The sequence below is a fragment of the Lacticaseibacillus yichunensis genome, from assembly GCF_003946405.1.
GTDB lineage: Bacteria > Bacillota > Bacilli > Lactobacillales > Lactobacillaceae > Lacticaseibacillus > Lacticaseibacillus yichunensis.
The window spans coordinates 18,571-45,305 of record NZ_RHOG01000019.1; the positions used below are offsets into that span (position 1 = coordinate 18,571).

Here is a 26,735-nt window from a genome sequence, read left to right on the forward strand (position 1 = left end):
ATTTTCCCCATTATATCATTCGAGCTTACGGGCTTGGCGCACCCGCGCGTTCACATCGATCGGCTTACCATCGCGGCGGGCATCCCCGAATTCGGCCGCCGCCGTGAACAACAGGTCCGAAGCGGAGTTCACCGCCGTTTCCACCGAATCCTGAATGACGCCGATGATAAAGCCAATGCCGACGACCTGCATCGCAAAATCATTGTGAATCCCAAACAAACTGGCCGCCATCGGAATCAAGAGCAGCGAGCCCCCTGCAATGCCCGACACCCCTGTCGACGCCAACGCCGACAGGAAGCACAACAGAAACGCGAGCGGCCAGGACACCGGCACGCCCACGGTATGCGCCGCGGCCAGCGTCATGATGGTGATCGTGATCGCCGCCCCGCCACTATTGGCCGAGCCGCCCAGCGGAATCGAGATCGCATAGGAGGACTTGCTGAGGCCGAGATCTTCGCTGGCCTGCAGGTTGATCGGAATGTTGACGGCCCCGCTCCGGGTGAAAAACGCCGGGATACCCGAAGTCTTCAGGGTCCAAAAAATCAACGGGTATGGATTTTGCCGCGTCTCAAGCCACACCATGCCGGCGTATAGCACCAAGTAGACAAAGGCCATGGTGCCGACCAGCAGCAGGACCAATTGGCCATACCTGGCGACCCCATTCAACCCATTTTCGCTGATGCTGCGGAAAAGCAGGCCGACAATGCCAAATGGCGCAAACTCAATGATCAGTTGGGCGACATGCTGTATCGCGTCGGTAATATCGCTGATCGTCTGGCGCGTCGTCTCCGTTGCTAGGCGAAGCGCTGAGCCGATCATCAGCGCCCAAAACAGAATTGCCAGGTAGTTGCCTTCGATCATGGCCCCAAACGGATTGGACACCGCGCCGACCACCAGCTGCTCGAGCACCGTGCCCAGACTTTGCGGCGCCGCACTGGTCCCACTAGCCGCTTTCGTCGCGGCATCCGAGACAATGAGCTTGATCGGGAAAAAGTAACTCGCCGCAACGGCCGCGACGGCTGCGACCAGGGTGGCGATCAGATAGAGTTTGATCACCGTCCCGAAATGATTTTCCGCTCCCGGCTTGTAGCGCGAAATGGCGGTGGTGATCAAAAAGAAGACCAGGATCGGGGCGATGCCTTTCAGGGCGCCGACGAACAGGTCGCCCAAAACGCCGATGAAGGTCCAGCTTGGCAGCGCCACCCCGAGCAGCGCGCCGACCACCAGCCCGATCAAAATTCGGAGAATCAAACTGATACTGCGGTAACGTCGAAACATGTCAGAACCTCCTTGATTACGTTGCGTCCTTTATTCCAGTTTACTTGGTCAACCGGCGTTTTGAAAGCATTTTCACTTCTCGCTTTTGGCCACAAAAAAAGTCTCCCACTCTGCAATAATTGCAGGCGGAAGACTTTGCGGTTACTTGCGGACCCAATGTGCGATGGTGCCATCTTTTTTCGCGATCAGGACTTCATCTGTCATGTTCAAGAACAGCCCGTGTTCGACCACGCCGACCGTACCATCCAGGTAACTGGCCAGCCCCGCCGGAATCGGCAGCGGTGAGACCGTCAGATCCAGGATGTAATTGCCGTAATGGGTCACATAGCGGCTACCATCTTCGTTGAGGCGGAACTGCGGCGCCAGGCCATCACGAGTGAATTTTTTCAGAAGTTGCTCGCATGAGACCGGCAACACCTCGACCGGCAACGGAAACCCGCCGAGTCGGTCCACAACTTTGCTTTCATCGACGATCCAGACGTTATGTTTGGAGTTGATTGCGACGTTCTTTTCAAGCGTCAACGCGCCGCCACCACCCTTGATGCCATCCAGTTGCGGGTCGACCCGGTCGGCGCCATCGATCGTCAGGTCCGCCTGGTCGATCTCGGCGAGCTCGCTGACGTGAAAGCCATTGTCCTCGAGCTGACGCTGGCTGCGGCTGGATGTCGTGACGATCGCCGCCAAGTTCAGCGGGGTCTTCTGGTTCCGCGCGGCCAGCGCATCAATGAAAAAAGCGACCGTCGATCCAGTACCGACGCCAAGAATACTGCCGGGCTGCACCATCTCAGCGGCTTGCGCGGCCGCCTGCTGCTTCAATTCGTCTTGTGTTGTCATCATTGCCTCCTGAGAGATTTCTTCCTTGACTGTACGAAGACAAGAGGTGCGTGTCAAGCAAAAGGATAGGGTGTGGAGGCTCGCGTTTAGGGGTGGGCAGTTAGCTTGGCCTGGGTGCTTGGTGGCGCTTCTTGCCACCGAGTGCCTAGGTCAGCTAAATGTCCCACCCCTGCGAGCCGGAACCCAACTGGATAAGGGTGTGGAGGCTCGCGCTTAGGGGTTGGCAGTTAGCTTGGCCTAGGTGCTTGGTGGCGGTCCTTGCCACCGAGTGCCTAGGTCAGCTAAATGTCCCACCCCTGCGAGCCGGAACCCAACTAGAGGGTGTGGAGGCTCGCGGGATGGTCGAGTAGCTAGCTTGGCTCGGGTGCTTGAGGCGTCCTTAGCCTCGAGTACACGAGACAGCTAGATACCTCGACCATGCGAGCCGGAACCCAACTGAGGGTGTGGAACGCGGCGTTCAAAAAAGGCACCCCGCATACAGCTGCGAGATGCCTTGCTCTTCCAACCAATTATCCCGGGTAAACCGACTGCAGATTTTGCTTCAATATCTCGGCGGAGTCCGTCAATTTTTTTAAATCATCCGGATTGAGGTCCAGCTCGATGATGCGGTCGAGGCCGCGTCCACTCAAGATGACCGGCACGCCAATCGATACATCGTCGAGGCCGTACTCCCCGGTCAAATGAACGGACATTGCAAAGGCCGCGTGGTCATCGTTTAAGATCGCCGCTGTGAGGCGGGTCAAGCTGGCCGCGATGCCGTAGAACGTCGCGCCCTTTTGCTCAATGATCGAATACGCCGCCGTTTTCACCTGCTCACTGATCGCAGCGAGGTCTTGGTCGAGACGATTGGCCGGGACAAAATCGCGAATCGGCTGGCCACCGATCGTTGTGTAATCCCACACCGGAAATTCGGAGTCGCCATGCTCCCCCATGATGTAGCCGTGCACAGCGCGGACATCGACGTTGTAGCGCTGGCCGATCGCCGAACGCAGACGCGCGGAGTCCAGCGCGGTGCCAGAACCCAGCACGCGATTGCGCGGCAAGCCGGACAATTTCAGGACTAATTCGGTCAAAATATCAACTGGATTTGAGGCCACCAAGATAATCCCATCAAACCCAGACGCCATAATGTTTTTTGTAACATCGGTGATGATCGCGGCGTTTTTTTGCAGCAATTGAAGCCGCGTCTCACCGGGTTTTTGCGCCACGCCAGCCGTGATCACAATGATGTCGGCGTAGCGGCAGTCTTCGTAATTCGCCGCATAAATATTTTTCTGCGAGACATACGGCAAGGCATCCATCAGATCTTCGACGTCGCCTTGCACACGCTTGCGATTGACGTCGATAATGCCGAGGCTCTTGCCGACGCCGGTGGTCAAACAGTTGAACGCATAGCTAGACCCGATCGCGCCATCGCCGATCAGGATGATATTCGCTGCTTTACTCATTCTATCGCCCACTTTACTCAGATTGACTACGACTTAATTATACCCGACTTGGCGAAAAAATACCGTGTACAACCGAGTAAACAAAAAGAACTCAGAATAAAAATATTCCGAATTCTTTTGCGGTAGTCACGCTTCAGCTGTGCCGAACCGTTTTTGAAGGAGCGTCAACGTCTCGGTGTAGATCAGGATAAAAATCAGCCCCAGCAAAAACGACTTGAGGCCAAACGAGATCGCGCCGATGCCAAGGACGATCAAGTTGATCAGCCGCAGTCCAAGACCCACGGAGAATTTTGGCTGATGCTTGTTGATGACGAGCGCAAACACATCCAGCCCCGCCGTTGAGGAGTGATGGGCGATGCACAGGTAGTACCCAACGCCCACCCCGAGGCCAGCGATCGGCAGCCCCAGCCAAACCGGCAACGTGTGCGTCGGGGCAAGCGCCTGCGCCAGCGTGAACCAGCCCATGTAGGCGAGGCTCGAGACGATCGAGTTCATGAACGTCCGCACGCCCAAAAAGATCAGTGCCGCCAGCAGACACGCCACCGTGATCGCGTTGGTCCAAAACGTGACCGATAACGGCGTCAACTTGCCCATGATCATCCCCGAAGCGGTGACCCCGCCGGAAATGATATTTAATTTGACCATGATCCACGAATACGCAAATGCGGACACGGCATTGCCGATGATCACCCACACCACATCCATCACGGCTTCATGAACCGTGACCGTTTCCTCTTTCACCCTTTTGTCCTCACAATTCGTAATAATCCTTGACCAGCGCCCGATAATTCCCGGCCGCGTTGACCTGCGCCAGCCGCTCGAGATCATGCGTCACCGTTTTGCCCGTGTGCCGCAGATACGCGTATAGATCCAGATATGGCAGGCCCCGCGTTTTGGCCAAGGCAAGCTCGGCCTCAATGTCGTAGGCGATCTTGCGAAAATCAACATCGACCAGCCCACTCGGTGAGATCGTCAGCATCAAATAATGCGCGCGCTGATCCGCAAACAACTTCGGCCACGGGCTGTACGGCTGCCCCGCCGCCCCGGGATTCAGCACCAGTTGACCCTTCCGCGACGTGCGCATCAGTTGTTGGTGCGTGTGTCCATAGATCGCGATATCCTGGTCGCCGGCAAACATCCTATCAAAATCCGCCTGATGCCCCGCCGGATACAACATTCGCCCTTCTGTGGAAAAGCGTGAATTATGCGTGAGCCCGATCGTCACGCCATTCACCGTTTCCGTCAGCGCATACGGATGATTGCGCATCAATAGCAATTGCGTCGGTGTTAATTTTTGCAAGACATACGCCGATAACGCCGCGATATAAACGCTGCCCGGATTATCAAGATCGATATGCTTATCCGCCATCGCGAAAAGCGCCTGTTCCCAGTTGCCATTCAGCCAGACAGTCGGCGCCACCGTTTCCACCAGCGCGTACAAGTCCCCAGCGCCTGGCCCCGGCAGCAGCAGGTCCCCCAGAAACCAATAATCGGTCGCCTGGTGCGCCATCGCATCCGCCAACACGGCCTTCGTCGCCGTCACGTTCCCATGCGTATCTGAAAATACTGCGATTCGCCGCTCCATCTCGTGCCTCCAAACGTCCAATAGTCTATCACCCACCATGCCAGAAAAGAAGGCCGCATGCAAGCAAGTTGGCGGCATCGGCCGTGTGCCAATTTTTTTGGGTTTCTTGTAACCCCCGGGTGACTCCGGCCAGAAATAGCTGGAACGCTCCCAAGTAACTTTATGCCCGCAAAAATCGCGGTCGTAAAGCTTACTTTCGTTGTAAGCGGCACAGCCGCTAACAACGACGAGGGGGCTGAGCCATTTCTGGCCGCCGCCACCCTAATATCCAGCGTTATAACGAGGCCATTCGTATCCGTTCAGTCGCCACAAAAAGTCCTCATTGGACTGGCGCATTGCCATTTAGGATATGGCGGCTGATAGGGCTTGCCGATGGGAACTGAGTGTCCATCTAATCACCCGTCAATGGATAGAAATGATCTGTATGGACCAGCTCATCGGCCTGTTGTCTCGCAATGATATAATAGACGTTATGCAAAAGAATCAAATGAGCCTACAACTAATTTTCAGTCCATTTATCTCACAACTCGGCAGCGCCATCTATCTACTTGGCCTCAACTGGCTGATCGTGCACGCGACCGGCGACACCAAATTGATCGGCCTCATCACGGGATTAGGCGGCATCTTCTTTGTCGTCGGCGATCTCGTGGCGGCCACCCTGGTCGATCACCATGACCGAAAAATGGTGATGGTGGGCGCCGATGCGCTCTCAGCGGCCGCCTGTTTGATCGGCGCCTGGCTGATCGACCCCGCCCATCCCCAGACGTGGCTGTTGATCATGATCACCGCCGTTTTGGACCTCCTGCTTTCGATCAGCTATCCTGCCGCCAAAGCGATCACGCCAGACATCATCGCGCCGACCGCCCTGCAGCGCTTCAATGCCATCGCCAATTCCGTGTTCAGCCTCGCGAGCATCGTGGCCCCGCTGGTCGGCGGCTTGTTGCTGGCGAATCAGGCATTAGACTTCAAAGGCTTTTTGATTATCAACGCCTTGTCCTTCATCGTCGCGGGATTACTTTCTTGGAGTATCCGCGCCCCACGATTTCAGCCCGCTAACGGAAACAGTAACATGCTTCGCGACACCATCACCGGCTTACGATTTGTGCTGGGCGAGGCCCATTTGCGCCTGATGATGATTGCACTGGGCGCCTTCAATTTCTGTGCAGCCGGATTTCTCCTCACCGCCCCGTTCATCGCAGACACCGTTTTCCAAGGACGCGCCACAGCCTACAGCGAATTCCTGATGATGTCGGCGATTGGCGGCATGATCGGTGGCTCACTCCTCGCCCTCCAGCGCCGCGCCGTCTCGGCCGTTCAAGTCTATGGCGAACAAGTGCTGTACGGCCTGCTGTTGATCATCCTCGGCCTCTGGCTCCAGCGTCCCTTTTGGCTGATCTGCGCCCTGATCAACGGCTTCGTCAACGGCCGCATGTTCGCCAGCCTCGCCACCCTGATGCAGGCCGCCACCCCGCGCGACATGCTCGGCCGCGTGTTCGGCCTGATCTTCCTGGTCTACGACGGCGTCCAGCCCCTCGGCAACTTCTTCTTCGGCGCATTTATCCACAGCTGGGGCGCCCACACCTACCTCGTGCTGGGCGCGCTGCTGGTCATCGGCTTCATCGTCCTCATCACCCTGACCAGGCGCCTACCAGAAGTGGCGGAAAAATAGGAAGGCAAGGCTTCGGCAAAAGATGGCGAAAAGACCAATAATCAGCGGACAAAATCTGAGCGTACAGACAAAAGCTAACTAGAGCAAGAATAATGGCATAGACACAACAAGTGTGACAATCTAGCCGGTCAAATAAATAGTGGAATGAAACGAAATTTTTACCATTTCCACAGGTCCACATTTCGATGTGTTCATTGAATGCTGGATATGAGGGTAGGCTCCGGCCAGAAACGGCTCACTTCGCATGTCTTGGCGTAAGGCATAAATGCCTAACGCCAAGAGCAAGCCCCCTCGTCGGTGTTAGCGGCTTGCCGCTTACACCGAAGGCAAGCTTTGAGACCGCGCACTTTGCGGGCTCAAAGTTGCCTGGGAGCGTTCCAGCCGATTTCTGGCCGGAGCTCACCCGGACGCTCAAACCATCTAAAGAAGTCGAATAAATCAAAAACGCACCCATTCCAATCTGCAGAATGAGGTGCGTTTTGATAGCTATTAGTTTATGCCCGCACCAACGTTTTCGTCGCCTGGACGATGCGGCTTGCGACAGTCGGGTTGTCCATCGTGTAAATGTGGATCCCGTCGACGCCATGCACCAGCAAGTCGACGATCTGGTCGATTGCATACGCGATTCCGGCATCGCGCATCGCAACCGGATTGTCCGCATACCGCGCCATCATGCTGGTGAATTTTTTCGGCAACGTCACCCCGCTCATTGTGGCCATCCGCTCGATCTGATGCTGATTGAGGACGGGCATGATGCCCGCCTCGATTGGCACTGTGATGCCCGCTTCCCGGCACTGCGCGACAAACTCATAGAAACACTCATTGTCGAAAAACAGCTGGGAGATCAGCTGACTGCAGCCGGCATCGACCTTCTGCTTGAGAAAATGGATATCAGTCGCCAGATCAGGCGACTCCGGATGACACTCCGGGTAACACGCGCCGATCACATTGAAATCCCCCACCGCATGAATGTGGCGGACCAAGTCACTGGCATGGGGAAAATCGTCGCTGAGCCGGCCGTTCTTTGGGATGTCTCCGCGCAGTGCCAGAATATTTTCCACCCCAGCCGCCTTGAATTCACCCAGTAGCGTATCCACCGCCTGGGCATCCAGTTGCGCCGCCGGTAAATGCGCAACACTTTCGATTCCGTAACGTTTTTTGATCAACGAAGCCAACTCAAGCGTCCCATTTTGCCGGCGCGAGCCACCAGCGCCAAAGGTCACCGAGACAAAATCGGGGCCAAGCGCACTGATTGCATCCATCGTGCCGGCGATCCGGTCAAAATCCTCATCCGGCGTTTTGCGGCGCGGCGGGAATAATTCAAATGAGATGACCTGATGTTGCTCAAACAGTCGGTTGACTTTCATGGGCGAGTTCCTTCCGTACTTGCTTCGTGGCCGCCACCAGATTCTTCAAGCTGGCCAAGACTTCTGGCTCCTCGCGCGTCTTCAGCCCGCAATCCGGATTGATCCAGACTTGTTCCTTTGGCAGACGCGCCAAGATCTTATGAATGATGGTGACGATCTCGTCTTCAGATGGCACCCGTGGCGAGTGAATATCGTAAACGCCAGGGCCGACTTCCGTTTCAAAATGCGTGTCGTGCAAAATATCCAGTAGCGTCAGATCCGCCCGAGCAGCCTCAAACGAGATCACATCGGCATCCAAGGCATCGATTGCCTCGATGATATCGCCGAATTCCGAGTAGCACATATGGGTGTGGATCTGCGTGGTCGGCTGGACCTTTGAGGAAACTAGCCGGAATGCCGGCACCGCCCAGTCGAGATACTTGCTGAACCAGTCTTTTTTGCGCAGTGGCAGATTTTCGCGCAGCGCGGGCTCGTCGATCTGAATGATCTTGATCCCGTGTTTTTCCAGATCAAGGGTCTCATCGGCCAGCGCCAGCGCGATCTGTTCGGTGGACAGCTTCGGCGACACGTCCTCGCGTGGGAACGACCAGTTGAGAATCGTCACCGGCCCCGTCAGCATCCCCTTCACCGGCTTGTCGGTCAGACTCTGTGCGTACACGGTCTCCGCCACCGTGATCGGATGCGTGCGGGCCACGTCGCCCCAGATGATCGGCGGCTTGACCCCGCGCGTGCCATAGCTTTGGACCCAGCCGTTTGCGGTGAAGCGGAAGCCCTCGAGCTCATCGCCAAAGTATTCGACCATGTCGTTACGCTCGAATTCGCCGTGCACGAGCACATCCAGCCCAAGCTCTTCCTGAATGTCGATCCAGCGCTTGGTCTCCGCGCGGTTGAACGCCGTGTACTCTTCCTCGGAGATCTCGCCTTTGCGGAACTTCGCCCGGTTTTTGCGCACCGCCGGGGTCTGCGGGAACGAGCCGATCGTTGTGGTTGGCAAAACAGGCAAGTGGAACTCTTTTGCCTGGAGGGCCAGCCGCTCTTTGCGTGCCGGTTGCCGCTTGTAGTCTTCTGGCTTGAGTGCCGCGATCTTCGCATTGATCGCCGCATTTTCCTGATAGCGCGGCTTGGAAAACAGCGTTTCGTTGGCTTGCAGCGCAGCGTTATCGCCATTGCGGGCCGCATCCAGATCAGCCAGCTCAGTCAATTTTTCCTCGGCGAACGCGAGGTACTGGAGTTCTTCCGGCGCGATCTGATCCTCGTTGCGCGTGGTGTATGGCACATGCAAGAGCGAGCAAGATGTCGACAGCACCAGCTGCGGCGCCACCTGATCGAGCTGCGCCAGCGTGGCCAGCGCCTGATCGTAATTCGTCCGCCAAATGTTTTTCCCATTCACGATGCCGGCAAACAGCACCTTGTCTTCTGGAAAACCAGCAGAGGTGACCAGATCCAGATTGGCCTTACCTTCGATGAAATCAAGGCCGAGCCCATCAAATGGCAGCGACGCAAGCACGCTCAGCGCATCCGTCACATCGCCAAAATACGTCTGCGCCAAGATCTTCGCGCCGTGCTTGTGCGAAAGCAACGGCTGATACAGGCTCGTGAACAACGCCTTGTCCGCGATCGTCTGATCATAGACAAGCGCCGGTTCATCCAGCTGGATCCACTCCGCGCCAAGCGACGCAAGCTTGGCGATGATCTCGCTGTACGCATCGATCAAGGCCGGCACAAAGTCTTCGGCCTGCTTGCCATCCAAAAAGCGGCTCAACTGAAGCAGCGTGTACGAGCCCACGAGCGCTGGCCGGGCATTGAGGCCCTGTTCCTTCGCATCCTTGAACTGCGCAAACAGCTGCCAGTCGCCGACCTTGATCTGCGTATCCGCATCAAATTCGGGCACCAGATAATGATAATTCGTGTTGAACCACTTCTTCATCGACAGCGCCTTCACATCCCCGGCCGGCCCCTGATAGCCGCGGGCCAGTGCAAAGTATTCCGCAAGCGGCGACAAGCCCAACGCCTGGTAGCGCTTCGGCACGATATTCAGCAAAAACGCAGTGTCCAGCGTGGTGTCGAAGAAGGAAAAATCGCCCGTTGGAATCTGATTCAACCCAGCGGCCTTCAGCGTCGCCCAATTTTTGTCGCGCAGGCCCTTTGCCGTCTTCAACAACTCGTCTTCAGTCAATTGATGCTTGAAAAATTTCTGGGTGGCAAACTTCAACTCGCGGTGCTCGCCGATGCGTGGGTAGCCGATGATCGTTTTTGTCATAATGTGTCTTCTCCTTTGCGCGATAAAAAGAAAAAGCTGTCCTCGCCGCATACAAATGTATGCAGCAAGGACAGCTCAGCTGTGGTACCACCTTGGTTTACAACACGCTTGCACGTGTTGCCTCTACCGGTCCGGCCAATTGGCGAGACCTGCACGCTGTAATGGGCGTCCCCATGACCGGCTTGCCGAAGCTCGCCGATCAAGCGCTGACCAAGACCATCTTCATGCGCACCTTTTTGCTGCCTTGCACCATCTGCAGCTCGCTAAGAAAAAGGCCACGCACTACTCATCTTTTTAATCGCTTTATCATGTTGAGGCCCATCTTACTCACTAACCTGCGGGCTGTCAAGCGTTTGTTTTTTAGTGTAGTGGTCAGTGAAAAGATTCGGGTGTGCTCCAGCACTCTGTTGACTCACCAAGACGCTTAGCAAATCGACAGGTAGTTCTTGAGGGCCTAATAATGATTGGCATTTTCTCCGAAAAGTCAGTAGAACCCTGACGATTTGCTGAGCCTTTTGCGTAACCCCTCACCGAAATAACTTCACGTGTGAAGGTAGCCGCGTCCTCGAAGATGAGGCCCGACGGAAAGAGGCGATGAACCAGGCAGGTTTAGTAGAAGTGATTGCAGTCAGCCGCAGATCGACGCTAGAATTATTCGCAAGCCAAAACACGACGCGGCCATTAGACAATCACAGATTTCAAGGCTTGCATCACGGGCAGTCACGCACAGAAAGACCAGCCATCCGCCGTAGCCTCAATGCTCAATCCTTGTCCTCATTACCAAGCGTATCGGCTTTGTTAGCCGCCTCTTCCCCAAAATTTTTTGTTGCTGGATGTGAGGGTGGTCTGCCGCCAGAAATGGCTCGCTTCGCATGTCTTGGCGTAAGGCATAAATGCCTAACGCCAAGAGCAAGCCCCCTCGTCGGTGTTAGCGGCTGTGCCGCTTACACCGAAAGTGAGCTTTAAGACCGCGGTCTGTGCGGGCTTAAAGTCACTTGGGAGCGTTCCAGCCATTTCCGGCGGCAGCCCACCCGGGCGTTTGACCCGCTCCCAAACTGACAACAAAAAAATTTTGAGGGGCGCTGTTGACAAAGCCGATAAAAGCCGCTACGCTTACATACAATAAGTACGACATGAGGATGAGTAGGTACGGCTAGCGCGTTCAGAGAACTTGCGGTTGGTGGAAGCAAGTGGTTGCGGCGTAGCGAATATGGTTCTCAAGAGTTTTGGCGGTGAGCTTCGGTCAGCTGTCAGCGGGCACTCCCGTTATCGAGTCGGCATATGTTTGTATGCTTAAGGGAGCGCATTTTGCACTCTGAACCAAGGTGGTACCACGAAGCGATTTCGTCCTTGTCCAGTTTTTCGGGCAAGCACGAGATCGTTTTTCTTTGTCTCAATCGTCAGGAGGAAAAAACATGGTCCAACAGATCTTCAACGAATATCTTCCCAATATGATCAAAGCCGGTCTTCAGTACACCATTCCCATTGCGGTCGTGTCCTTTATTCTCGGACTCATCTTGGCCCTGCTGGTCGCGCTGGCCCGCATTTCCCAGCTCGGCGGCGCGTTCAAGATAGTCAAAGGCATCTCGAGTTTTTATGTCTGGCTGTTTCGCAGCACCCCGCTGCTCGTGCAGTTGTTCATTGTGTACTTCGGCCTGCCATATCTGAAAATTGCCGGGATCTTTCCTGACGGCATCAAGCTTGACCCCGTGGTGGCCGGAATCATCACCTTTTCGCTGAACACCGGGGCGTACTGTTCGGAGACCATTCGCGCCGCCATTTTATCCATTCCGACTGGCCAATGGGAAGCCGCCTTTGCGATCGGGATGAAGCGCAGTTTGGTCCTGCGCCGCATTATTTTGCCACAAGCACTCCGAACCGCCGTGCCACCGCTCTCCAATTCCTTCATCGGCCTGGTGAAGGACACGAGCCTGGCCGCGTCGATCACCCTGGTGGAAATGTTCCAAGTCTCCCAGCAATACGCGGGGGAAAATTACCAACCGCTGATGATGTACAGCCTGGTCGCCCTGCTGTACGCCGTGATCTGTACAATCTTGACATGGCTACAGAGTTACCTTGAAAAAGTGACATCCAAGCACATCACAGCCGGTGAAGGAGGTGCAAACTGATGCTCAAGCTCAGTCACGTTAATAAGACATTCGGCGAAACGCCGGTGTTGAAGGATCTGTCCACGGAATTCCCTGAGCAACAGACCACCGTGGTCCTCGGCCCCAGCGGTTCGGGGAAATCCACCATGTTGCGCAGTCTCAATCTGCTGGAACGCCCGGAGTCGGGCATCTACGACTGCGACGACCTGCAGATCGATTTTGCCAAGCCCATTACGAGCAAGACCACGCTTGAAGTGCGCCAGCGCACCGAAATGGTGTTCCAGAGCTTCAACCTGTTTCCCCATTTCTCTGTTCTACAAAATGTGATCGAGGGACCCGTCCATGTGCTGCATCAATCAAAAGATGCGGCCACCAAAGAAGCCTTGACCTTGCTGGATTCTGTTGGCCTGCTCGACAAGGCGGACGCCTATCCGGTCGAGCTTTCCGGCGGCCAGTCCCAGCGCGTGGCGATTGCCCGCAGTTTGGCCATGCATCCGCAATACATTTTGCTCGATGAGCCCACGTCCGCGCTGGACCCCGAGCTCGAGCTTGAGGTGTTGAAGGTGCTGCTGGCGATTCATGATCAGAACCAATCAATGATCATCGTCACGCACAACATGGCCTTTGCCCAGCGCGTCGCCAATAAGATCCTGTTCATCGAAAATGGCGATGCGCTGTATGACGGCCCCACGGATGGCTTTTTCCATTCGACGAACGATCGTATCAAGAGTTTCATCGATTCAATGACTTTCTCAATTTAAGGAGCGTTTCAATATGAAGAAAACAATTATCCGTACCCTCGCCTCTGTTGCCGGCCTCGCTGTCATTGCCCTGGGTCTTGCCGCTTGCGGCAGTACCTCCAGTTCCAGCTCAAAGGGCGACACCGTGGATTCCGAACTGGTCTCCAAAGGCAAGCTGACAGTCGGCCTTGAAGGCACCTACGCCCCTTATTCCTATCGCGCCAATGGCAAACTGACCGGCTTTGAAGTCGATCTGTCCAAGGCTATTGCGAAGAAGTTGGGCCTGACCGCCGATTTCAAGCCGACCAAGTGGGACAGCCTGATTCAGGGCGTTGGCTCCGGCCGGTTTGATATCTCGCTGAACAACATTACCGAGACCCCGGAACGGGCGAAAGCCTATTCGTTCAGTACCCCTTACGTTTACTCGCGCTATATCCTGATCACCAAGAAGGGCAATAAGGATATCACCAAGATTGCCGACATCAAGGGAAAGAAGACCGCCGATGCAACCGGCTCCGATAACGAGGCGCTGGCCAAGAAATTCGGCGCGACCGTTGTGCCGAGTCAGGAATTCACCACGTCCCTGCAGCTCGTGAAGGATGGGCGCGCGGATGCGACGATCAACGCCGTTTCGGCTTGGAGCACCTACGCCAAGACCGAGGACACCTCGGCATGGACCGCAACTGAGATTCCATCCAGCGACGTCCCTGCTGCCAAGATCGCTGCGCTGTTGAACAAGAAGAGCACTGCGCTGACCAAGGCCGTCAACAAGGCGATCAAGGAACTCCGCGAAGATGGCACGCTGACCAAGCTCTCCAAGCAATACTTCAACGCCGACATCACGGAAGACAAGTAACCGTTAATAGAAAGAAGTCTGCTGCATGACAAAATTCAATACGCGCCTCGTTCATGGCACCCCACTCAATGACAACAATACCGGCGCGATCAATCCGCCCGTTTACACGACCTCGACCTTCGAGTTTCCCAATGCGGAAAGCGACGTTCGCTGGGATTACAGCCGCTCTGGTAACCCGACCCGCGAGTTTTTGGAAAAACAGGTCGCCGATCTCGAGGAAGGCGCGGCGGCGTTCGCATTTTCCTCAGGGCTGGCCGCCATCCATGGGACGCTGACGATTTTTGCCCCCGGCGACCACATCATCGTCGGCGACACGGTCTACGGCGGCACCTGGCGCCTGATCAACGGGTATTTTGCCAAGCACGGCCTCAGCTTCACCGCCGTTGACACTCGCGACCTCGCCGCCGTCGAAGCCGCGATTCAGCCCAACACGAAGGCCATCTATTTTGAGACCTTCACCAACCCGTTGCTTCATGTGACGGATGTGCGCAAGATCGCGGCCTTAGCGAAAAAACACGACCTGCTCACGATCGTCGATAACACCTTCCTGACCCCGTATCTCCAGCAGCCACTGACGCTGGGCGCCGACATTGTGCTGCACTCCGCCACCAAATATCTGGGTGGCCATTCGGATCTGGTGGCAGGCATCGTCGTCACCAAGACAGCTGAATTGGGCGCGCAGATCTATTTTGCCCAAAATGGCCTCGGTGGGGTGCTCTCACCGCGTGACGCGGAGCTGGTTCGGCGCGGCATTGAGACCCTGGCCGTCCGGATGGATCGCGAAGACGCCAATGCCCAAGCCATCGCCGAATTTTTCCACGACTCGGAGACGGCGACGGTTGTCCACTATCCTGGCCTGCCGGATGATCCGGATCACGCGGTCGCGGCAAGCGAGACCAATGGCTACGGCGCGGTGCTGTCCGTGGAGCTGGCGCCGAGCATCGATGCCAGCCGCTTCGTCGACGAGCTGAAATTGTTCCGGTTAGCCGTTTCGCTGGGCTCCGTGTCCAGTCTTGCCGAATTGCCGTACACCATGACCCACGCGGAATTGCCAGTGGCGGACCGCTTGGCCGTTGGCATCACCCCACAGCTGGTGCGGCTGGCCGTTGGACTCGAGGACATCGAGGATCTGCTCGGCGACATCAAACAGGCGCTGGCCAAAGCTACAAAATAGGCATAAACAGCTGCATTGCGACCTTTGCTAGGCTTTTCAAGTGAGCGCATTCCATGATATAATGAATAAGTAAAAAGGCCGCCCAAAAGCGACCCCACAGCCTGCGTAACAGTTGGCTTTAGTAGACAAAGATCGTCAGACTTCGGCTAAAAAGTTACTGACGGTCTTTTTTTGTTGTCCTTGCACGCCTTTACGAGCTCGACGATCGCGGCCACTAAGTCAACCAGCAACTTAAGTAGTACGATCACCTCGGCGAACGACACACGGGCACCTCCCTTCTGTTCAGAGTTATGAGAGCCTGCATAGGCACCAACTCCTCGCATCTTGGATTAGCCAACCGTCATCACAATGCTGCGAATCCAGTTTACAGGGTCACGCGAATTTCTGTCTACCACCTCTCAGCCTTGTCACACCGCCTGTTCACCGTGTTTTCACGCACAAGTCATCCGCATCTTCGCGCTTCCCACGCACACGCCACTCGCGATCATCATCGTGAATGGCGTGTTTCCGTCTCAGCTGCTTCCCTCACCACCTGTCGTACCATTTATGCGAACGAACATTTGCGTAAGACGACTATTTTCTTAACGATTTTCCGGTATACTGACGTCAAACAAGGATGAGGAGGCCCGACAAATGAAAAAGCATCTCTGGTTTCTCGTGGTGGGCATCCTCGCTGCGGCCGCCATCGTGATCTTCGCGGCGACACCGCGCCAAACCACCGCCGCCCACGAACAGGCGCCGGTCACGTTGTATCTGCACGGCCACTTCGGCAACGCGCATTCGATGCAGGCGCTGATGACACGCGCAGAACAAGTCGACAATGCCCAGCAAGTCCTCACCGCAACCGTCGATTCGCACGGCCAGGTCACCTTCACCGGGCATTGGCTCGCGCGGGTGCGCCGGCCGCTGGTCAAGGTGGTGTTTCAGGACAACCGCACGCTCAACTACGACCTCATCTCCGACTGGCTCCATAACGTCCTGGTGGGCTTGCGTGCGCGTTATGGGGTGAAAAAATTCAACATCGTCGCCCATTCGCTGGGCAACGCCGCTGTCCTCTATTATGAATTACGCTACGGAAAAGACCACAAGCTTCCCCAACTACAACGGTATGCGGCGATTGCCGGCAATTTTGACGGGATTCCCGGCATGCATATGCAGCCGCGCAACAATCGTATTCAGCGAAGCGGCCAGCCGCGGTTCCTGGCGCCCGATTTTCGCCGCGCGATGCTGGATCGCGACAGCATTCCGGCCGGCCAGATCGATTTTCTCAACGTTTACGGCGACTGGGATGACACCGGCAGTGATGGCCGGATCTTCAACGCCTCATCTCGCGCCCTCGGCTGGCTGGTTGCCGGCCGCGCCCGCAGTTATCGCGAGGCCAAGTTCACCGGCGCACGGGCCCAGCACAGCCAGCTGCGCACCAATCCCAAAGTCGCCCGCACTGTCGATGAATTTTTATGGGCGGCGCGAAAATAGCATACGAAGACGCAAAAAGGACCTGGCAAATTGCCGGGTCCTTTTTGTTGACACTGCTTATTTTCCAGACCAATCTTGTCGTAATCAATCAAGCCTGAATCGACACATCTCCGCTGGCGCTTGTTGCAGTCAACGTGGCCGATCCGCCGATGCCCACGGTGCCGATATGGTGATGCGCCTCCCGGGTCGTGAAGCGCAGCGGCTGGCGCGTCCGTTCGGTCAACTCGCCATCATCCGAGCTCAAATCGAAGGCAAAGGTCGCAGTCGGCCCAAGCTTGGCGCGCACATCCCCGTCTTCCGCAGACAGCGAGGCATCTGCGGCCAGCGCTGGCTGAGTGAACATCACATTCCCGCTTTCCGAAGACAGCGTGACCTCCCCGCTGAGCTGATCGCCGCGCACATCGCCGTCGCTGGCACTGGCCACAATTGTTGGCGCCGCCGCTTGACTCAGAGTCACGTCGCCACTTTCGGCGGACGCAACGACCGTGGTAACAGCCTTCAACAAACTTGCATGCACATTTCCATCGTCGCTACTGAGGGTGAGCGCCCCGGTTTCGCTGGCCAGCTGAAAAACAGCCAGATCCCCGTTTGCACTGGTCAGCATCGCATCGGCCTCAACTTTGACCCGCTCGCTGTGCACATCGCCGTCATCGCTATTCGCCGTCAGTTGGCCAGCCTTGATGCCGATCAGCGTCAGGTCTCCGCTTTCAGTCGTCGCGGTCAGCTCCCCAGCGATCGTGCTTTGCGCCAGCTGAAGGTCGCCATCTTCCGTCGTCAGGGTGACCTCCCCTGATACAGTCAGCCCATCGCCTGAGATGTCGCCATCCTCGGAAGTCGCGGTCAGATCACCCACCTGAAGCTGGTGTAGCCGAATGTCGCCGTCTTCACTACCAATGGTGAGCGGTGCCGCTAAATTGAGCTGGCTGGCGGCCACATCCCCGGATTCCGTGGTGATGGTCAGACTCCCATGATAGCTGGTCGGAATTTTCACCGTGATGTGCGCCCAGAAACCGAAGCGATGGCCGTTGATCGTAACGCGCAGTGACGACACCGGATGATCGCCACCTTCAACGATCACCGTTCCGCCCTCATTGACCAGGTGACCATAATACGTTCGTTTCGCCGTGGAAAATGCTTCCTCGACCACCAACTCATCCGTGTCTCCGGCAACCAGGGTGACGTCATCCACCGGGTAGTTGATGGTGATGTCCGACACCCCTGCCAGCCCCGCCGTCATGGTGTTGTCAACGGCAAGGTCTGCGTCTGCGCTCGCATCTTTATCTTCACCTGTCTGGGCAGCGGCTGCCGCCTTGGCCTGCTTGGCATAGTGGCGGCTGGCCTCAGCCAGTGCCCGTGCCTGCGCCGCCTGTTCCCTGCCGGCATCGCGCGCTGCTTGCGCCTGATCATAGGCTTCCTGCTGGATGTCTTGAGCCGCCTCACGCGCCGCTTTTTTTAGCTCGCCTTTGCTTTGCCCCAATGCCCGCCGAATCTGGTCTTGGGCCTGCGCCATCGCGGCCTGGGCCTGACGCCGCGCCGCCCGGGCAATTGCGGCAAACGAATTCTGGTCGTCTGCATCCTGGGCTTGCTCATCCTTCGCCGCATCGCCCGCGCCTGCTTTCGTGCTGCCCTGATCAGCGTCTGTATCGCGGCCGTCTTGATCTGTACCCTCGTCCGCCTCATCTCCAAAGTCCGCGAACCGGGCGTCGATCGCCGCATCGATCTTATCATCGAGGTCTTGGTCGTCGTCGACCCCAAATGCGCCGTTGACCTGCGCCTCGACCATCGCGTTGATGTCCGCGATCTGCTTATCGATCGCTGCATCGAGCTGATCGTCAAAATCGGGCGCTGGCTTGGGCGCATCAGGCACGTCGACATCCGGTCCCTCCGCGGTCACCTCCAGCTCAGCCGCACTGGCATCATCCGAAGTGGCCGTCGTCTCTTCCGCATCAGCCGCCCCACGACCAGAATCCGCTTCAGCCGCCGTTTCCTGCAGAAGGTCGCTGATGTCGCCGAATTCCTGCCAGGCCTGCATCGCGGCATCGCGCGGGGCAATACCGTGCTCCCGTTTTTCCTGAGCAGCCGCGGCCAGGTCATCGCGAATCTCATCGCGCAGATCGACCATCGCCTGACTCGCCGGATATTTTGCAAATGCCGCATCTAGCTGCTCATCAATTGCTGCATACATCTCATTCATTTTTTACAGCCTCCCGTTGATCAACGTGTCGATCGTCTTGGCCGCCAGTTGCCAATTGGCCCGCTCGTCCGTCAGCTCGATCTTGCCCGTTTTTGTGATCTGATAATATTTGCGCCGGCCGCCTTGGCTTTCATCGCCCCAGTGACTGGCGATCAGCCCGGCTTTTTCCAATCGTTTGAAAACAGTGTACAGGGTCGCTTCATTGATCTCATAGGCCCCACCACTGAGCGCAGCGATGTCTTTGGTCACCTGGTAGCCGTAACTTTCGCCTTGCGCCAGCACGTTCAAAACGATCGCACTGAGATACCCGCGCACCATATCTTTGGATACTTCCACGTTGCTCCCTCCTTTTGATGAGGCAACTATAGCATAATTACTTTGTTGAGAATAGTACTTCCTAAAGAAATCTAATCTGTCCATCAAATTCAGGCGTCTACCCGGCCATCCCGCGAGCCTACGCACCTTGTCATAATCGGGTTTCGGCTCGCATGGCGGGTACCTCTAGTCGACCTGGGTACTCGTGGGCAAGGAGCGCCCCCAAGCACCCAGGCCGAACTAGCTGCCCCGTCATCCCGCGAGCCTACGCACCTTGAATCAAAAAAGGCGCGCCATCGCTGACACGCCGCCGTTTCATCTATTCAAATTGCGCGTTGTAAAGCCGTGCGTAGACGCCATTTTGCGCCATCAGGCCATCGTGGGTGCCGATCTCCTGGACCTGGCCGTCCTCCAGCACCACGATCTGATCGGCGTTATGGACCGTCGACAAACGGTGTGCGATCACCAGCGAGGTCCGCGCGACCAGCAGATTGTCGAGGGCATGCTGAATCGCTTTTTCCGATTCATTGTCCAGCGCCGCGGTGGCTTCATCCAAAATGATCACTGGCGCATCCTTCAATAGCGCCCGGGCAATGGCCAGCCGTTGTTTTTGCCCGCCGGATAGTTTGACCCCGCGCTCACCAACCGGCGTGGCCAGCCCCTGCGGCAGTGTCTGGATGAACCCATCCAGATCCGCCAGTCGCACCACATTTTCAACTTCGGCCGTGGTTGCCCCGGGCCGCCCATACAAGATATTATCCGCGATCGTCCCGTCGATCACGTAGACATCCTGCGACACCACCGCGATGTGCTGGCGCAGGCTTGCCAGCGTCACGTCTCGAATCTCCTGGCCGTCGAGCAAAATATGGCCGCTATCGATGTCATACAGGCGCGTCAACAGTTTCGTGATTGTCGTTTTTCCCGAACCCGAATGGCCAACCAGCGCGGTGGTCTGGCCGACCGGAATATCGAAGCTGACCTGATCGAGCGTCGGATGCGACTTGTCGCGGGCGCGGTCATACGTGAAGGTCACGTCTTGCAGGTGAATGCCGTCATGCAGATCCGCGAGCGGCTGGGCGGCTGGCGCGTCGATCACCTTGGGCGTTGCCACCATGATCGACTTGATGCGGCCATAGGAAACAAGGGCCTGTTGCAGCTGATTGAGCATCCGCGTCAGCGATTGAATCGGGGCCTGTACCATCCCGACATAGGTCAGATACGCCACCAGCGCGCCAATCGTCAGGTCCCCGCGCATGATGAAAAACGCCCCCAGCGACAGTACGATCGCCGTGCCCAGCGCGTTGACCCCGTCGATCAGCGGGGAAAATAGCGCCTGATTGCGCCCTGCGTCGATCATGTCGGCCTTATTTTCCTGGGCGATGGCGTCGAAGCGATCCGCCTCAAGTTGCTCGCTTGTGTAGGACTTGATCAGGTCGATCTGCGTGAGCGTCTGTTGCATCTGGTTGGACATCCGCGCCTGTTGCGCCCGGGCGCGCCGAAACGCGTTGCGGATCCGCACTCGGAAAACGCGGTACACGAGAAATTCCAGCGGGAAGGTCAAAAAGACGGCCAGCGCCATTTGCCAGTTGATCCAAAAAATCATCGCAAGCACGCCGACAAACGTGAATAAATTGCCGATCATGCTGAGCATGTTGCTGGAAATCAACCCCTGCAAATTGGAGATATCCGACGTCAGCCGCGTCATCAGATCGCCGGTGCGACTTTCCTCAAAAAACGCGGTGTCCTGCCCCAGAATGTACTGGAACAAGTCGTTGCGCAGATCCGTGATCGCATTTTGGCTCATCACCGTCATGTAATACATGGAAAAATAATTTAGCAGGCCCAGCGCCAGCGCCGTCAATAAAAGCAGGCCGATCACCGCCGCCAGATGCGCGAGATTTTTCTCCGGAATCACCTTATCAATAATATTCTGCTCGATCTGCGGCATCACGAACTGCAGCGCCGTGATCAGCGTCAGGGCAAGCACGTTGACGATCAGCAGCCACTTGTTGTTCAGGACCTTGCTGAAAACAAAACTGAACATCTCAGGCAAACTGGTGGGTTGCTCACTGGTGTCCGCTGAAGCGGATTCTTTCATTGACCACTGCCCCTTTTCTCTGACTGCATGACTTTCTGGGCGAAACGTTGACTGCAAGGCCTTGGCCGCAAGTTGACCGTAACCTATTTCTCACCGCAAAAACTTACTTCAACACCTTCGCCATGACCGTTTTGACAATCAAGGTGTAGTACCACACCTGGCCATTGACCTCAGGATGCACCCCGTCCGCCGTCAGCCAGTCCTTGTGTGGTGCGACCAACTTTGCCCAGTCGATCACCGTGAAGTTGTCATACGTGCTGGCGGCTTTTTCGATCTCCTGATTATTGGCCGTCATCCAGCTCGTTTCAGGCGCATAATTCGTCACCCAAAAGACTTGGCGGCTGGTGCCCACGACGTCCATCACCGCTTTGATCGCATCGGCATCCACCGGGCCATTGGTGCCCAGGCCAACCACGACGACATCCGCGAGCCGCCCTGCCACCTGCAATTTCTGCAGTAAGGCCGGCCCTTCGCTGACCTGGCGTGAGACCGAGGCGTCGAGCTGAATCTGCGGGAACAGTTCCTTCAACCCGTAATCGGACCCCAGCATCACAGAGTCCCCGACCGCCGAGATCTGCAAAGTCTTTGCGCCTTGGATCATCTCATAGGTCAAGCCGTAATTCTTGTATTCCTTATAAAGCGGGTCCGCTGCCATTTCTGAAGCAAGTTTGGCCTTGCTTGATGACGCCGCGATGGAACTGGCCTTTTTGGACTCGGCAATGGAACTGGCCTTCGCCCGACTCGCCGCCTGGGACGACGCACGGGACAGCGACGTCTCGCGGGCTTTGACAGCCTGTTGTTGATGCACGAAAAATGCGGTGCCGACGCCCGCAATGATCAGGATGGCCGCGATGATCACCCAGATCATCCGGTGGTTTTGGTGATGTTGTTGCGCTCTCATAAGACTCCTCCTCAAACAGCACTGAGGCCTGCAGCCAAGCCGGTCAGCCGTTGCCCACCGCGTCGCTGCATTTCCAGCCTCGCCAGTTTACCCATCTGCGTCTCAATATCTTTTTATTATATGCCTGCAAGCGTTGACATCACAGCCCTTTCCGCTACACTAAAGCCATTGACTTTCAGGAGGGTCCCGAAATGTTTTCTGCGCTGCTTGCCATTATTTATCTCGCCTTTATCAGCCTGGGTCTGCCGGATTCTTTGATCGGCGCCGGCTGGCCGGTCATGCACACCGCGCTTCATGTCCCGGTGGCCTACGCCGGCATCGTCACGATGATCATCTCGGCCGACACGATCATTTCCAGCCTCCTGTCCGACCGCCTGACGCGTCGGTTCGGCGCCGGTAAAGTCACCGCCGTATCCGTGCTGACCACCGCGCTGGCACTGTTAGGCTTTTCCGTTGCCACCCAATTTTGGCAGCTCTGCCTCTTGGCCATTCCATATGGGTTAGGCGCGGGCGCGGTGGATGCGGCACTGAACAATTTTGTCGCCCTGCATTACCCGAGTCGCACCATGAACTGGCTGCATGCCTGTTGGGGCATCGGCGCCGCCATCAGCCCCTATGTGATGGGCTTTGCCCTGACGCATTCACTCGGGTGGCACAGCGGCTACCGCATCATCGGCGTGATTCAAGTCGCCCTGACGATACTGCTTTTCGCGACACTGCCGTTGTGGCGGCAAAAAGAACAGGCGGCCCGCGCCCATGCCAGTGACAGCCAGCCCCTTACCTGGCGCGAATTATTCGGCCTGCGCGGGGTCAAAGAGGTGCTGCTCGCCTTTTTTGCCTATTGCGCCACGGAACAGACCGCCGCGTTGTGGGCCGCGAGCTACTTGGTGAAAGTCCGCGACGTCTCGCCGGCCGCTGCCGCGCGCTTTGCCGCCCTTTACTACATCGGCATCACGGTAGGGCGTCTATTATCCGGCCTGATCGCCGATCGTCTGGGCGATCAAAACATGTTGCGCCTGGGCACCGGCATCATGTTGGCAGGCATCGTCTTGATTCTCCTGCCGGTGTCTTCCGCCTTGCCTGCCCTGGCCGGCCTCGTGATCTGCGGGCTGGGTAGCGGGCCGATCTACCCGACCATCATTCACGAGACCCCAATGAATTTCGGAGCCGCGCACAGCCAGGCCGTCATCGGCATCGAAATGGCCTTTGCGTACATCGGCACGACCTTCATGCCGCCGCTGTTCGGCTTTGCGGCTGGCGCGATCGGACTGGCCAGCTATCCCGTCTTCCTGCTAGTCTTCGGTTTGCTGGTCCTGGTGCCAACTGAACGGTTGAATCGGCTGACGTTGTAAGATACAAAGAGACAATAGCACACGATTTTTCAAGTCTGAATCCCAAACCGCCGAGGTGCCAGCCACACCAAAAAGTAGCGTACAGTCATAACAATTTTGGTCTGGCAGGCAATTCTATTAACCCCAGAAATAGCCAAAAGGTCGGTGCATTTACCAGTGCACCGACCTTTTTTGCGTTCCGACGAGTTTCTTGATAGTTCTGACACGAGACATGTTGATCTTCGTATACTCGCGGATAGGCTAATCAACTCGTCTATGCTTTTCATAATGTGACCAAGCCGCCCACACCTTGACGACATGAAGTTTTTTTATCAACCGTATAAACAACCCTATGCTGCGCATTGATTCGCATCGAGTAGATTTGTTTAGCATGAGGCGTAAGAAGCTCGCGCTGGTGATCAGAACTAAAAGGATTCTCTTTCAAGGTATTAATCACCTCTAAATACCTCTCAAACAAGCCTGCCCGCTTCAAAAGGTCTTCTTCTTTACGTTTGACATCGCGGTAAGGAACTACCTTCCAGGCCTCTTTCATTAATAAGCATCCGAGTCTGTAAAATCATCCGGCTTCTCTTTGGCCATACGCTCAAGGACCATGTCTAGAGTCCCAGTTTTCTCAAGAAAGTCCAGTTCTTCTAGTTGCTCATATCGCTCTTTACTGATCATGATGACACCTTTATTTGGACCACTAGGTTGCTTAAGGGTGATCTCATAGCTCTTGTTCTCTTCGGATACCTGACTTAATATCTCAAAGAGATTCTTTCTAAGATTTGTCGGCGTATAGGTTTCCATCATCGTGTCCCCCTTTATTCGATACGCCCATTATACTGTTCTCAATTGCGTACGTCAACGCGTACAGTTCCTTCTTAGCACTACCGTTATGTATTTCATGATTCGCTGCTAGCATCTCTATTCCCGATACGCCCGCGCTTCTGGCACATAGTAGAACACATGATCCTGCCCCGCAGTCTCCACGGTGATCTTCCGATACGGGTGCGGGTAACCCTGGCGCGTCAACTCGACGCTGGCCTGGTCGCCATCAAAACGGACCTCATACAGATTGTAAGCCCCGTTTTGATACGCGAGATCTTCCCCGTCATCCTGATAATGCGTGTACACGCCGGCCTTGCCGTAGCAGCGGAACGTCAGCGTCGTTTCCGTCGCCACATCCACTGATTGGGTCAGCGGCCGCCATGGCAACAGGCTCCCCGCCTTAACGAACAGCGGCAAGTGATCCAGTGGGGCGTCCACCACGATGCTTTGCCCGCCGGCGACTGTCTTGCCGGTCCAAAAATCGATCCAGTCCCCAGTCGGCAGATACACCAGGCGCTGGGTCGCGCCCTGCTCGACGACTGGCGCCACCAGCAGCGACTCGCCCACCAGGTACTCATCATTCAGCGTCTGGACTCGCGCATCATCTTGGTAATGCAGTACCAGCGGCCGCATGATCGGCAGGCTCGGTTGTAGCGCAAACAAGTCGTACAACAGATCCAGCAGATGGTAGCGCAATTCCACGAATTTTCGGTAGATGCTCAGCGTTGGCTCGCCGAACGCCCAGGGTTCCTGCAGCCGCGAGCGTGCCGTGCTGTGATTTCGCAGCAATGGGGAAAATAGGGCCGCCTCCAGCCACCGCGTCATGAGCTCCGCCGTTGTGTCACTGGTGAACCCACCAATGTCAGTTCCGGCAAATGGGATGCCGGACAGGCCCAGGCTGCACAGTTGCGGCAAGGCCAGTCGCAAATGCGCCCAGGTCGAGCGATTATCGCCGGTCCAAACGGTCGTGTAGCGCTGTGCCCCGGCATAAACGGCGCGACTGATCACGAATGGCCGCTTCCCGGTCAATTTTTTCAGGCCGTCGTAGGTCGCATGCGCCATATTTTGGCCAAAGACGTTGTGCATCGCCAGCGCCGTGGATGGTTGGCCATTATCGGAAAAGACCGTGTCATCCGGAATCGGCCCGTCAAAGCCGGCCGGTTCGTTCATATCGTTCCACACCCCGGCCACACCGAGGTCAGTCAAAAACTGCTGATTCTGCCCCCACCACGTGCGCACAGCCGGATTTCCAAAATCGGGGTACACCGCCTTGCCCGGCCACACCGTGTTCACATAGGGCGTGCCATCGGGGTTGGTCGCAAACGCGTGCTTGGCCAGCCCGTCTTCATAGATCGCATACTGCTTGTCGACCTTGACCCCAGGATCGATGATCGTGACCACCTTGATGCCCTGTTGCTTGAGGTCGGCGATCATCCCCTTCATCTGGGGAAAACGCTCGGGATCGGCCGTGAACACCCGGAAGCCATCCATGTAGTCGATATCCAAATGAATCGCGTCACACGGAATGTTCAGCGCGCGCATTTTCGCCGCCAAGTCCCGCACCACCTTTTCACTGGCGTAACTGAAGCGGGACTGCTGGTAGCCCAGCGTCCACTTCTGCGGCAGCGGGGTGGTGCCCGTGAGCGTCGTGTAGGCCTCGGCCACATCCGTCATCGTCGGGCCAGCAAAAAGATAATAGTTCAACTTGCCGCCAGCCGCATCGATGTACCTGGATTATTCACCTCGGTATTTGGGACATGAAATCGCATCTGGCCGGTCTGAAAGCAACGTTTGGAGCGTTGCGAATACTGACTGAGCGGAGAAGTTGGTGATCGATGCACCACGAACAGACCGACCCAGTTTTCGGCTCGACGCACGACCTATTCAGTTATTCAGTTCAGGTCGCCAACTGATGGACTTCGTCCATGAGCCGACTAAACCAGTTCTTGTAAACATAGTTAGAAGCAAGATGAATCACCACACGACGGGCGTGCCAAGTAATCCTACCGGCGATGTGAAAGAGACTGAACCGTAGCGAGGAGATGGTTGAACGACGGTCTTCCGAGACAAAGAGCTGTTTAAAGAGCTGAACCAGGTTATAGGCAATACCGGTGATCAAGGCTCGTGCAGTGTTCCGTGCAAAAGTTGAGCTGTCTGTTTTGTCAAAGCCAAACCCGCATTTCAGCTCCTTAATTTGGTTCTCAGCATTGCCCCGCTGTCTATAGGTCTTGAACAAAGTCTCTGGAGCCTCGGAGGCCAGGCTGGTCACT

At 56.4% G+C, this 26,735-nt stretch carries 23 protein-coding genes and 1 other annotated feature; of the genes, 8 read left to right on the plus strand and 15 right to left on the minus strand.

Features of this window, described 5'->3' with window-relative positions; genetic code table 11:
- Positions 1-15 precede the first annotated feature (15 nt).
- The 5 genes from sstT to EKM95_RS06955 form a co-directional block, all read right to left on the minus strand.
- Positions 16-1,278, minus strand: coding sequence for a serine/threonine transporter SstT (gene sstT, locus EKM95_RS06935; protein ID WP_125697120.1), 1,263 nt, complete (start codon positions 1,276-1,278; stop codon positions 16-18).
- A 141-nt stretch (positions 1,279-1,419) separates the two neighbouring features.
- Positions 1,420-2,112, minus strand: a complete 693-nt coding sequence (gene rpiA, locus EKM95_RS06940) for a ribose-5-phosphate isomerase RpiA (RefSeq protein ID WP_225423211.1) — start codon at positions 2,110-2,112, stop codon at positions 1,420-1,422.
- 509 nt (positions 2,113-2,621) lie between these two features.
- The gene (locus EKM95_RS06945) at positions 2,622-3,560 is read right to left on the minus strand and encodes an L-lactate dehydrogenase (protein ID WP_125697122.1); all 939 of its coding nucleotides are present in this window, start codon (positions 3,558-3,560) and stop codon (positions 2,622-2,624) included.
- A gap of 126 nt (positions 3,561-3,686) precedes the next feature.
- On the minus strand, positions 3,687-4,301 hold the full coding sequence (locus EKM95_RS06950; RefSeq protein ID WP_164510117.1) for a YitT family protein: 615 nt from the start codon (positions 4,299-4,301) through the stop codon (positions 3,687-3,689).
- A gap of 10 nt (positions 4,302-4,311) precedes the next feature.
- Entirely contained in the window at positions 4,312-5,145 is an 834-nt protein-coding gene (locus EKM95_RS06955; protein WP_125697124.1) for a metallophosphoesterase family protein, read from the minus strand.
- A gap of 472 nt (positions 5,146-5,617) precedes the next feature.
- Here EKM95_RS06955 and EKM95_RS06960 point away from each other — a divergent pair, with 472 nt between their 5' ends.
- On the plus strand, positions 5,618-6,814 hold the full coding sequence (locus tag EKM95_RS06960; RefSeq protein WP_125697125.1) for an MFS transporter: 1,197 nt from the start codon (positions 5,618-5,620) through the stop codon (positions 6,812-6,814).
- Positions 6,815-7,308: 494 nt separating this feature from the next.
- Here EKM95_RS06960 and metF read toward each other — a convergent pair whose 3' ends face one another.
- Both metF and metE read right to left on the minus strand, forming a co-directional pair.
- Positions 7,309-8,181, minus strand: coding sequence for a methylenetetrahydrofolate reductase [NAD(P)H] (metF, locus tag EKM95_RS06965; protein ID WP_125697126.1), 873 nt, complete (start codon positions 8,179-8,181; stop codon positions 7,309-7,311).
- Positions 8,159-10,441 (minus strand): 5-methyltetrahydropteroyltriglutamate--homocysteine S-methyltransferase, encoded by a 2,283-nt coding sequence (metE, locus tag EKM95_RS06970; RefSeq protein WP_125697127.1) that lies wholly within the window; start codon positions 10,439-10,441, stop codon positions 8,159-8,161. Before metE ends, metF begins: the two co-directional genes overlap by 23 nt.
- 59 nt (positions 10,442-10,500) lie before the next feature.
- On the opposite strand from metE, the gene EKM95_RS11645 reads away from it, so the two are divergent.
- From EKM95_RS11645 to EKM95_RS06995, 6 genes are all read left to right on the plus strand, one after another.
- Positions 10,501-10,869: a hypothetical protein gene (locus EKM95_RS11645; protein WP_164510118.1), complete on the plus strand. Its 369-nt coding sequence runs from the start codon at positions 10,501-10,503 to the stop codon at positions 10,867-10,869.
- A gap of 694 nt (positions 10,870-11,563) precedes the next feature.
- Positions 11,564-11,796, plus strand: a binding site (T-box leader).
- Between the two features lie 60 nt (positions 11,797-11,856).
- Complete coding sequence (locus tag EKM95_RS06975; RefSeq protein WP_125697128.1) at positions 11,857-12,570, plus strand: amino acid ABC transporter permease; 714 nt, start codon at positions 11,857-11,859, stop codon at positions 12,568-12,570.
- The gene (locus EKM95_RS06980; RefSeq protein WP_125697129.1) at positions 12,570-13,310 is read left to right on the plus strand and encodes an amino acid ABC transporter ATP-binding protein; all 741 of its coding nucleotides are present in this window, start codon (positions 12,570-12,572) and stop codon (positions 13,308-13,310) included. The genes EKM95_RS06975 and EKM95_RS06980 overlap by 1 nt, the downstream gene beginning before the upstream one ends.
- Positions 13,311-13,323: 13 nt before the next feature.
- Positions 13,324-14,145: a transporter substrate-binding domain-containing protein gene (locus EKM95_RS06985; RefSeq protein ID WP_125697130.1), complete on the plus strand. Its 822-nt coding sequence runs from the start codon at positions 13,324-13,326 to the stop codon at positions 14,143-14,145.
- 25 nt (positions 14,146-14,170) lie between these two features.
- Positions 14,171-15,319 (plus strand): trans-sulfuration enzyme family protein, encoded by a 1,149-nt coding sequence (locus tag EKM95_RS06990; RefSeq protein ID WP_125697131.1) that lies wholly within the window; start codon positions 14,171-14,173, stop codon positions 15,317-15,319.
- Between the two features lie 633 nt (positions 15,320-15,952).
- A complete protein-coding gene (locus EKM95_RS06995; RefSeq protein ID WP_125697132.1) occupies positions 15,953-16,795 on the plus strand; it encodes an alpha/beta hydrolase in 843 nt (280 codons plus the stop codon).
- An 88-nt stretch (positions 16,796-16,883) separates the two neighbouring features.
- Here the strand turns inward: EKM95_RS06995 and EKM95_RS07000 are convergent, their stop codons facing one another.
- The 4 genes from EKM95_RS07000 to EKM95_RS07015 all read right to left on the minus strand — a co-directional run bounded on the left by EKM95_RS07000 (position 16,884) and on the right by EKM95_RS07015 (position 22,303).
- Positions 16,884-18,989 carry a DUF4097 family beta strand repeat-containing protein gene (locus EKM95_RS07000; RefSeq protein WP_125697133.1) on the minus strand — a complete coding sequence of 702 codons (2,106 nt, stop codon included), beginning with the start codon at positions 18,987-18,989 and terminating at the stop codon, positions 16,884-16,886.
- A gap of 3 nt (positions 18,990-18,992) precedes the next feature.
- Positions 18,993-19,325: a PadR family transcriptional regulator gene (locus tag EKM95_RS07005; RefSeq protein ID WP_125697134.1), complete on the minus strand. Its 333-nt coding sequence runs from the start codon at positions 19,323-19,325 to the stop codon at positions 18,993-18,995.
- A 298-nt stretch (positions 19,326-19,623) separates the two neighbouring features.
- Positions 19,624-21,402 (minus strand): ABC transporter ATP-binding protein, encoded by a 1,779-nt coding sequence (locus EKM95_RS07010; RefSeq protein WP_125697135.1) that lies wholly within the window; start codon positions 21,400-21,402, stop codon positions 19,624-19,626.
- Between the two features lie 103 nt (positions 21,403-21,505).
- The gene (locus EKM95_RS07015; RefSeq protein WP_125697136.1) at positions 21,506-22,303 is read right to left on the minus strand and encodes an SGNH/GDSL hydrolase family protein; all 798 of its coding nucleotides are present in this window, start codon (positions 22,301-22,303) and stop codon (positions 21,506-21,508) included.
- 191 nt (positions 22,304-22,494) lie between these two features.
- On the opposite strand from EKM95_RS07015, the gene EKM95_RS07020 reads away from it, so the two are divergent.
- Complete coding sequence (locus EKM95_RS07020; protein ID WP_125697137.1) at positions 22,495-23,655, plus strand: MFS transporter; 1,161 nt, start codon at positions 22,495-22,497, stop codon at positions 23,653-23,655.
- A gap of 262 nt (positions 23,656-23,917) precedes the next feature.
- On the opposite strand, the gene EKM95_RS07025 is transcribed toward EKM95_RS07020, so the two are convergent.
- The 4 genes from EKM95_RS07025 to EKM95_RS07040 all read right to left on the minus strand — a co-directional run.
- Complete coding sequence (locus EKM95_RS07025) at positions 23,918-24,187, minus strand: type II toxin-antitoxin system YoeB family toxin (RefSeq protein WP_225423213.1); 270 nt, start codon at positions 24,185-24,187, stop codon at positions 23,918-23,920.
- Positions 24,187-24,444, minus strand: coding sequence for a type II toxin-antitoxin system Phd/YefM family antitoxin (locus EKM95_RS07030; protein WP_125697140.1), 258 nt, complete (start codon positions 24,442-24,444; stop codon positions 24,187-24,189). Before EKM95_RS07030 ends, EKM95_RS07025 begins: the two co-directional genes overlap by 1 nt.
- Positions 24,445-24,561: 117 nt before the next feature.
- A complete protein-coding gene (locus EKM95_RS07035) occupies positions 24,562-26,169 on the minus strand; it encodes a glycoside hydrolase family 31 protein (RefSeq protein WP_225423215.1) in 1,608 nt (535 codons plus the stop codon).
- Positions 26,170-26,362: 193 nt separating this feature from the next.
- A partial coding sequence (locus EKM95_RS07040) for a transposase (protein WP_318530897.1) occupies positions 26,363-26,735 on the minus strand: 373 nt, incomplete at its 5' end.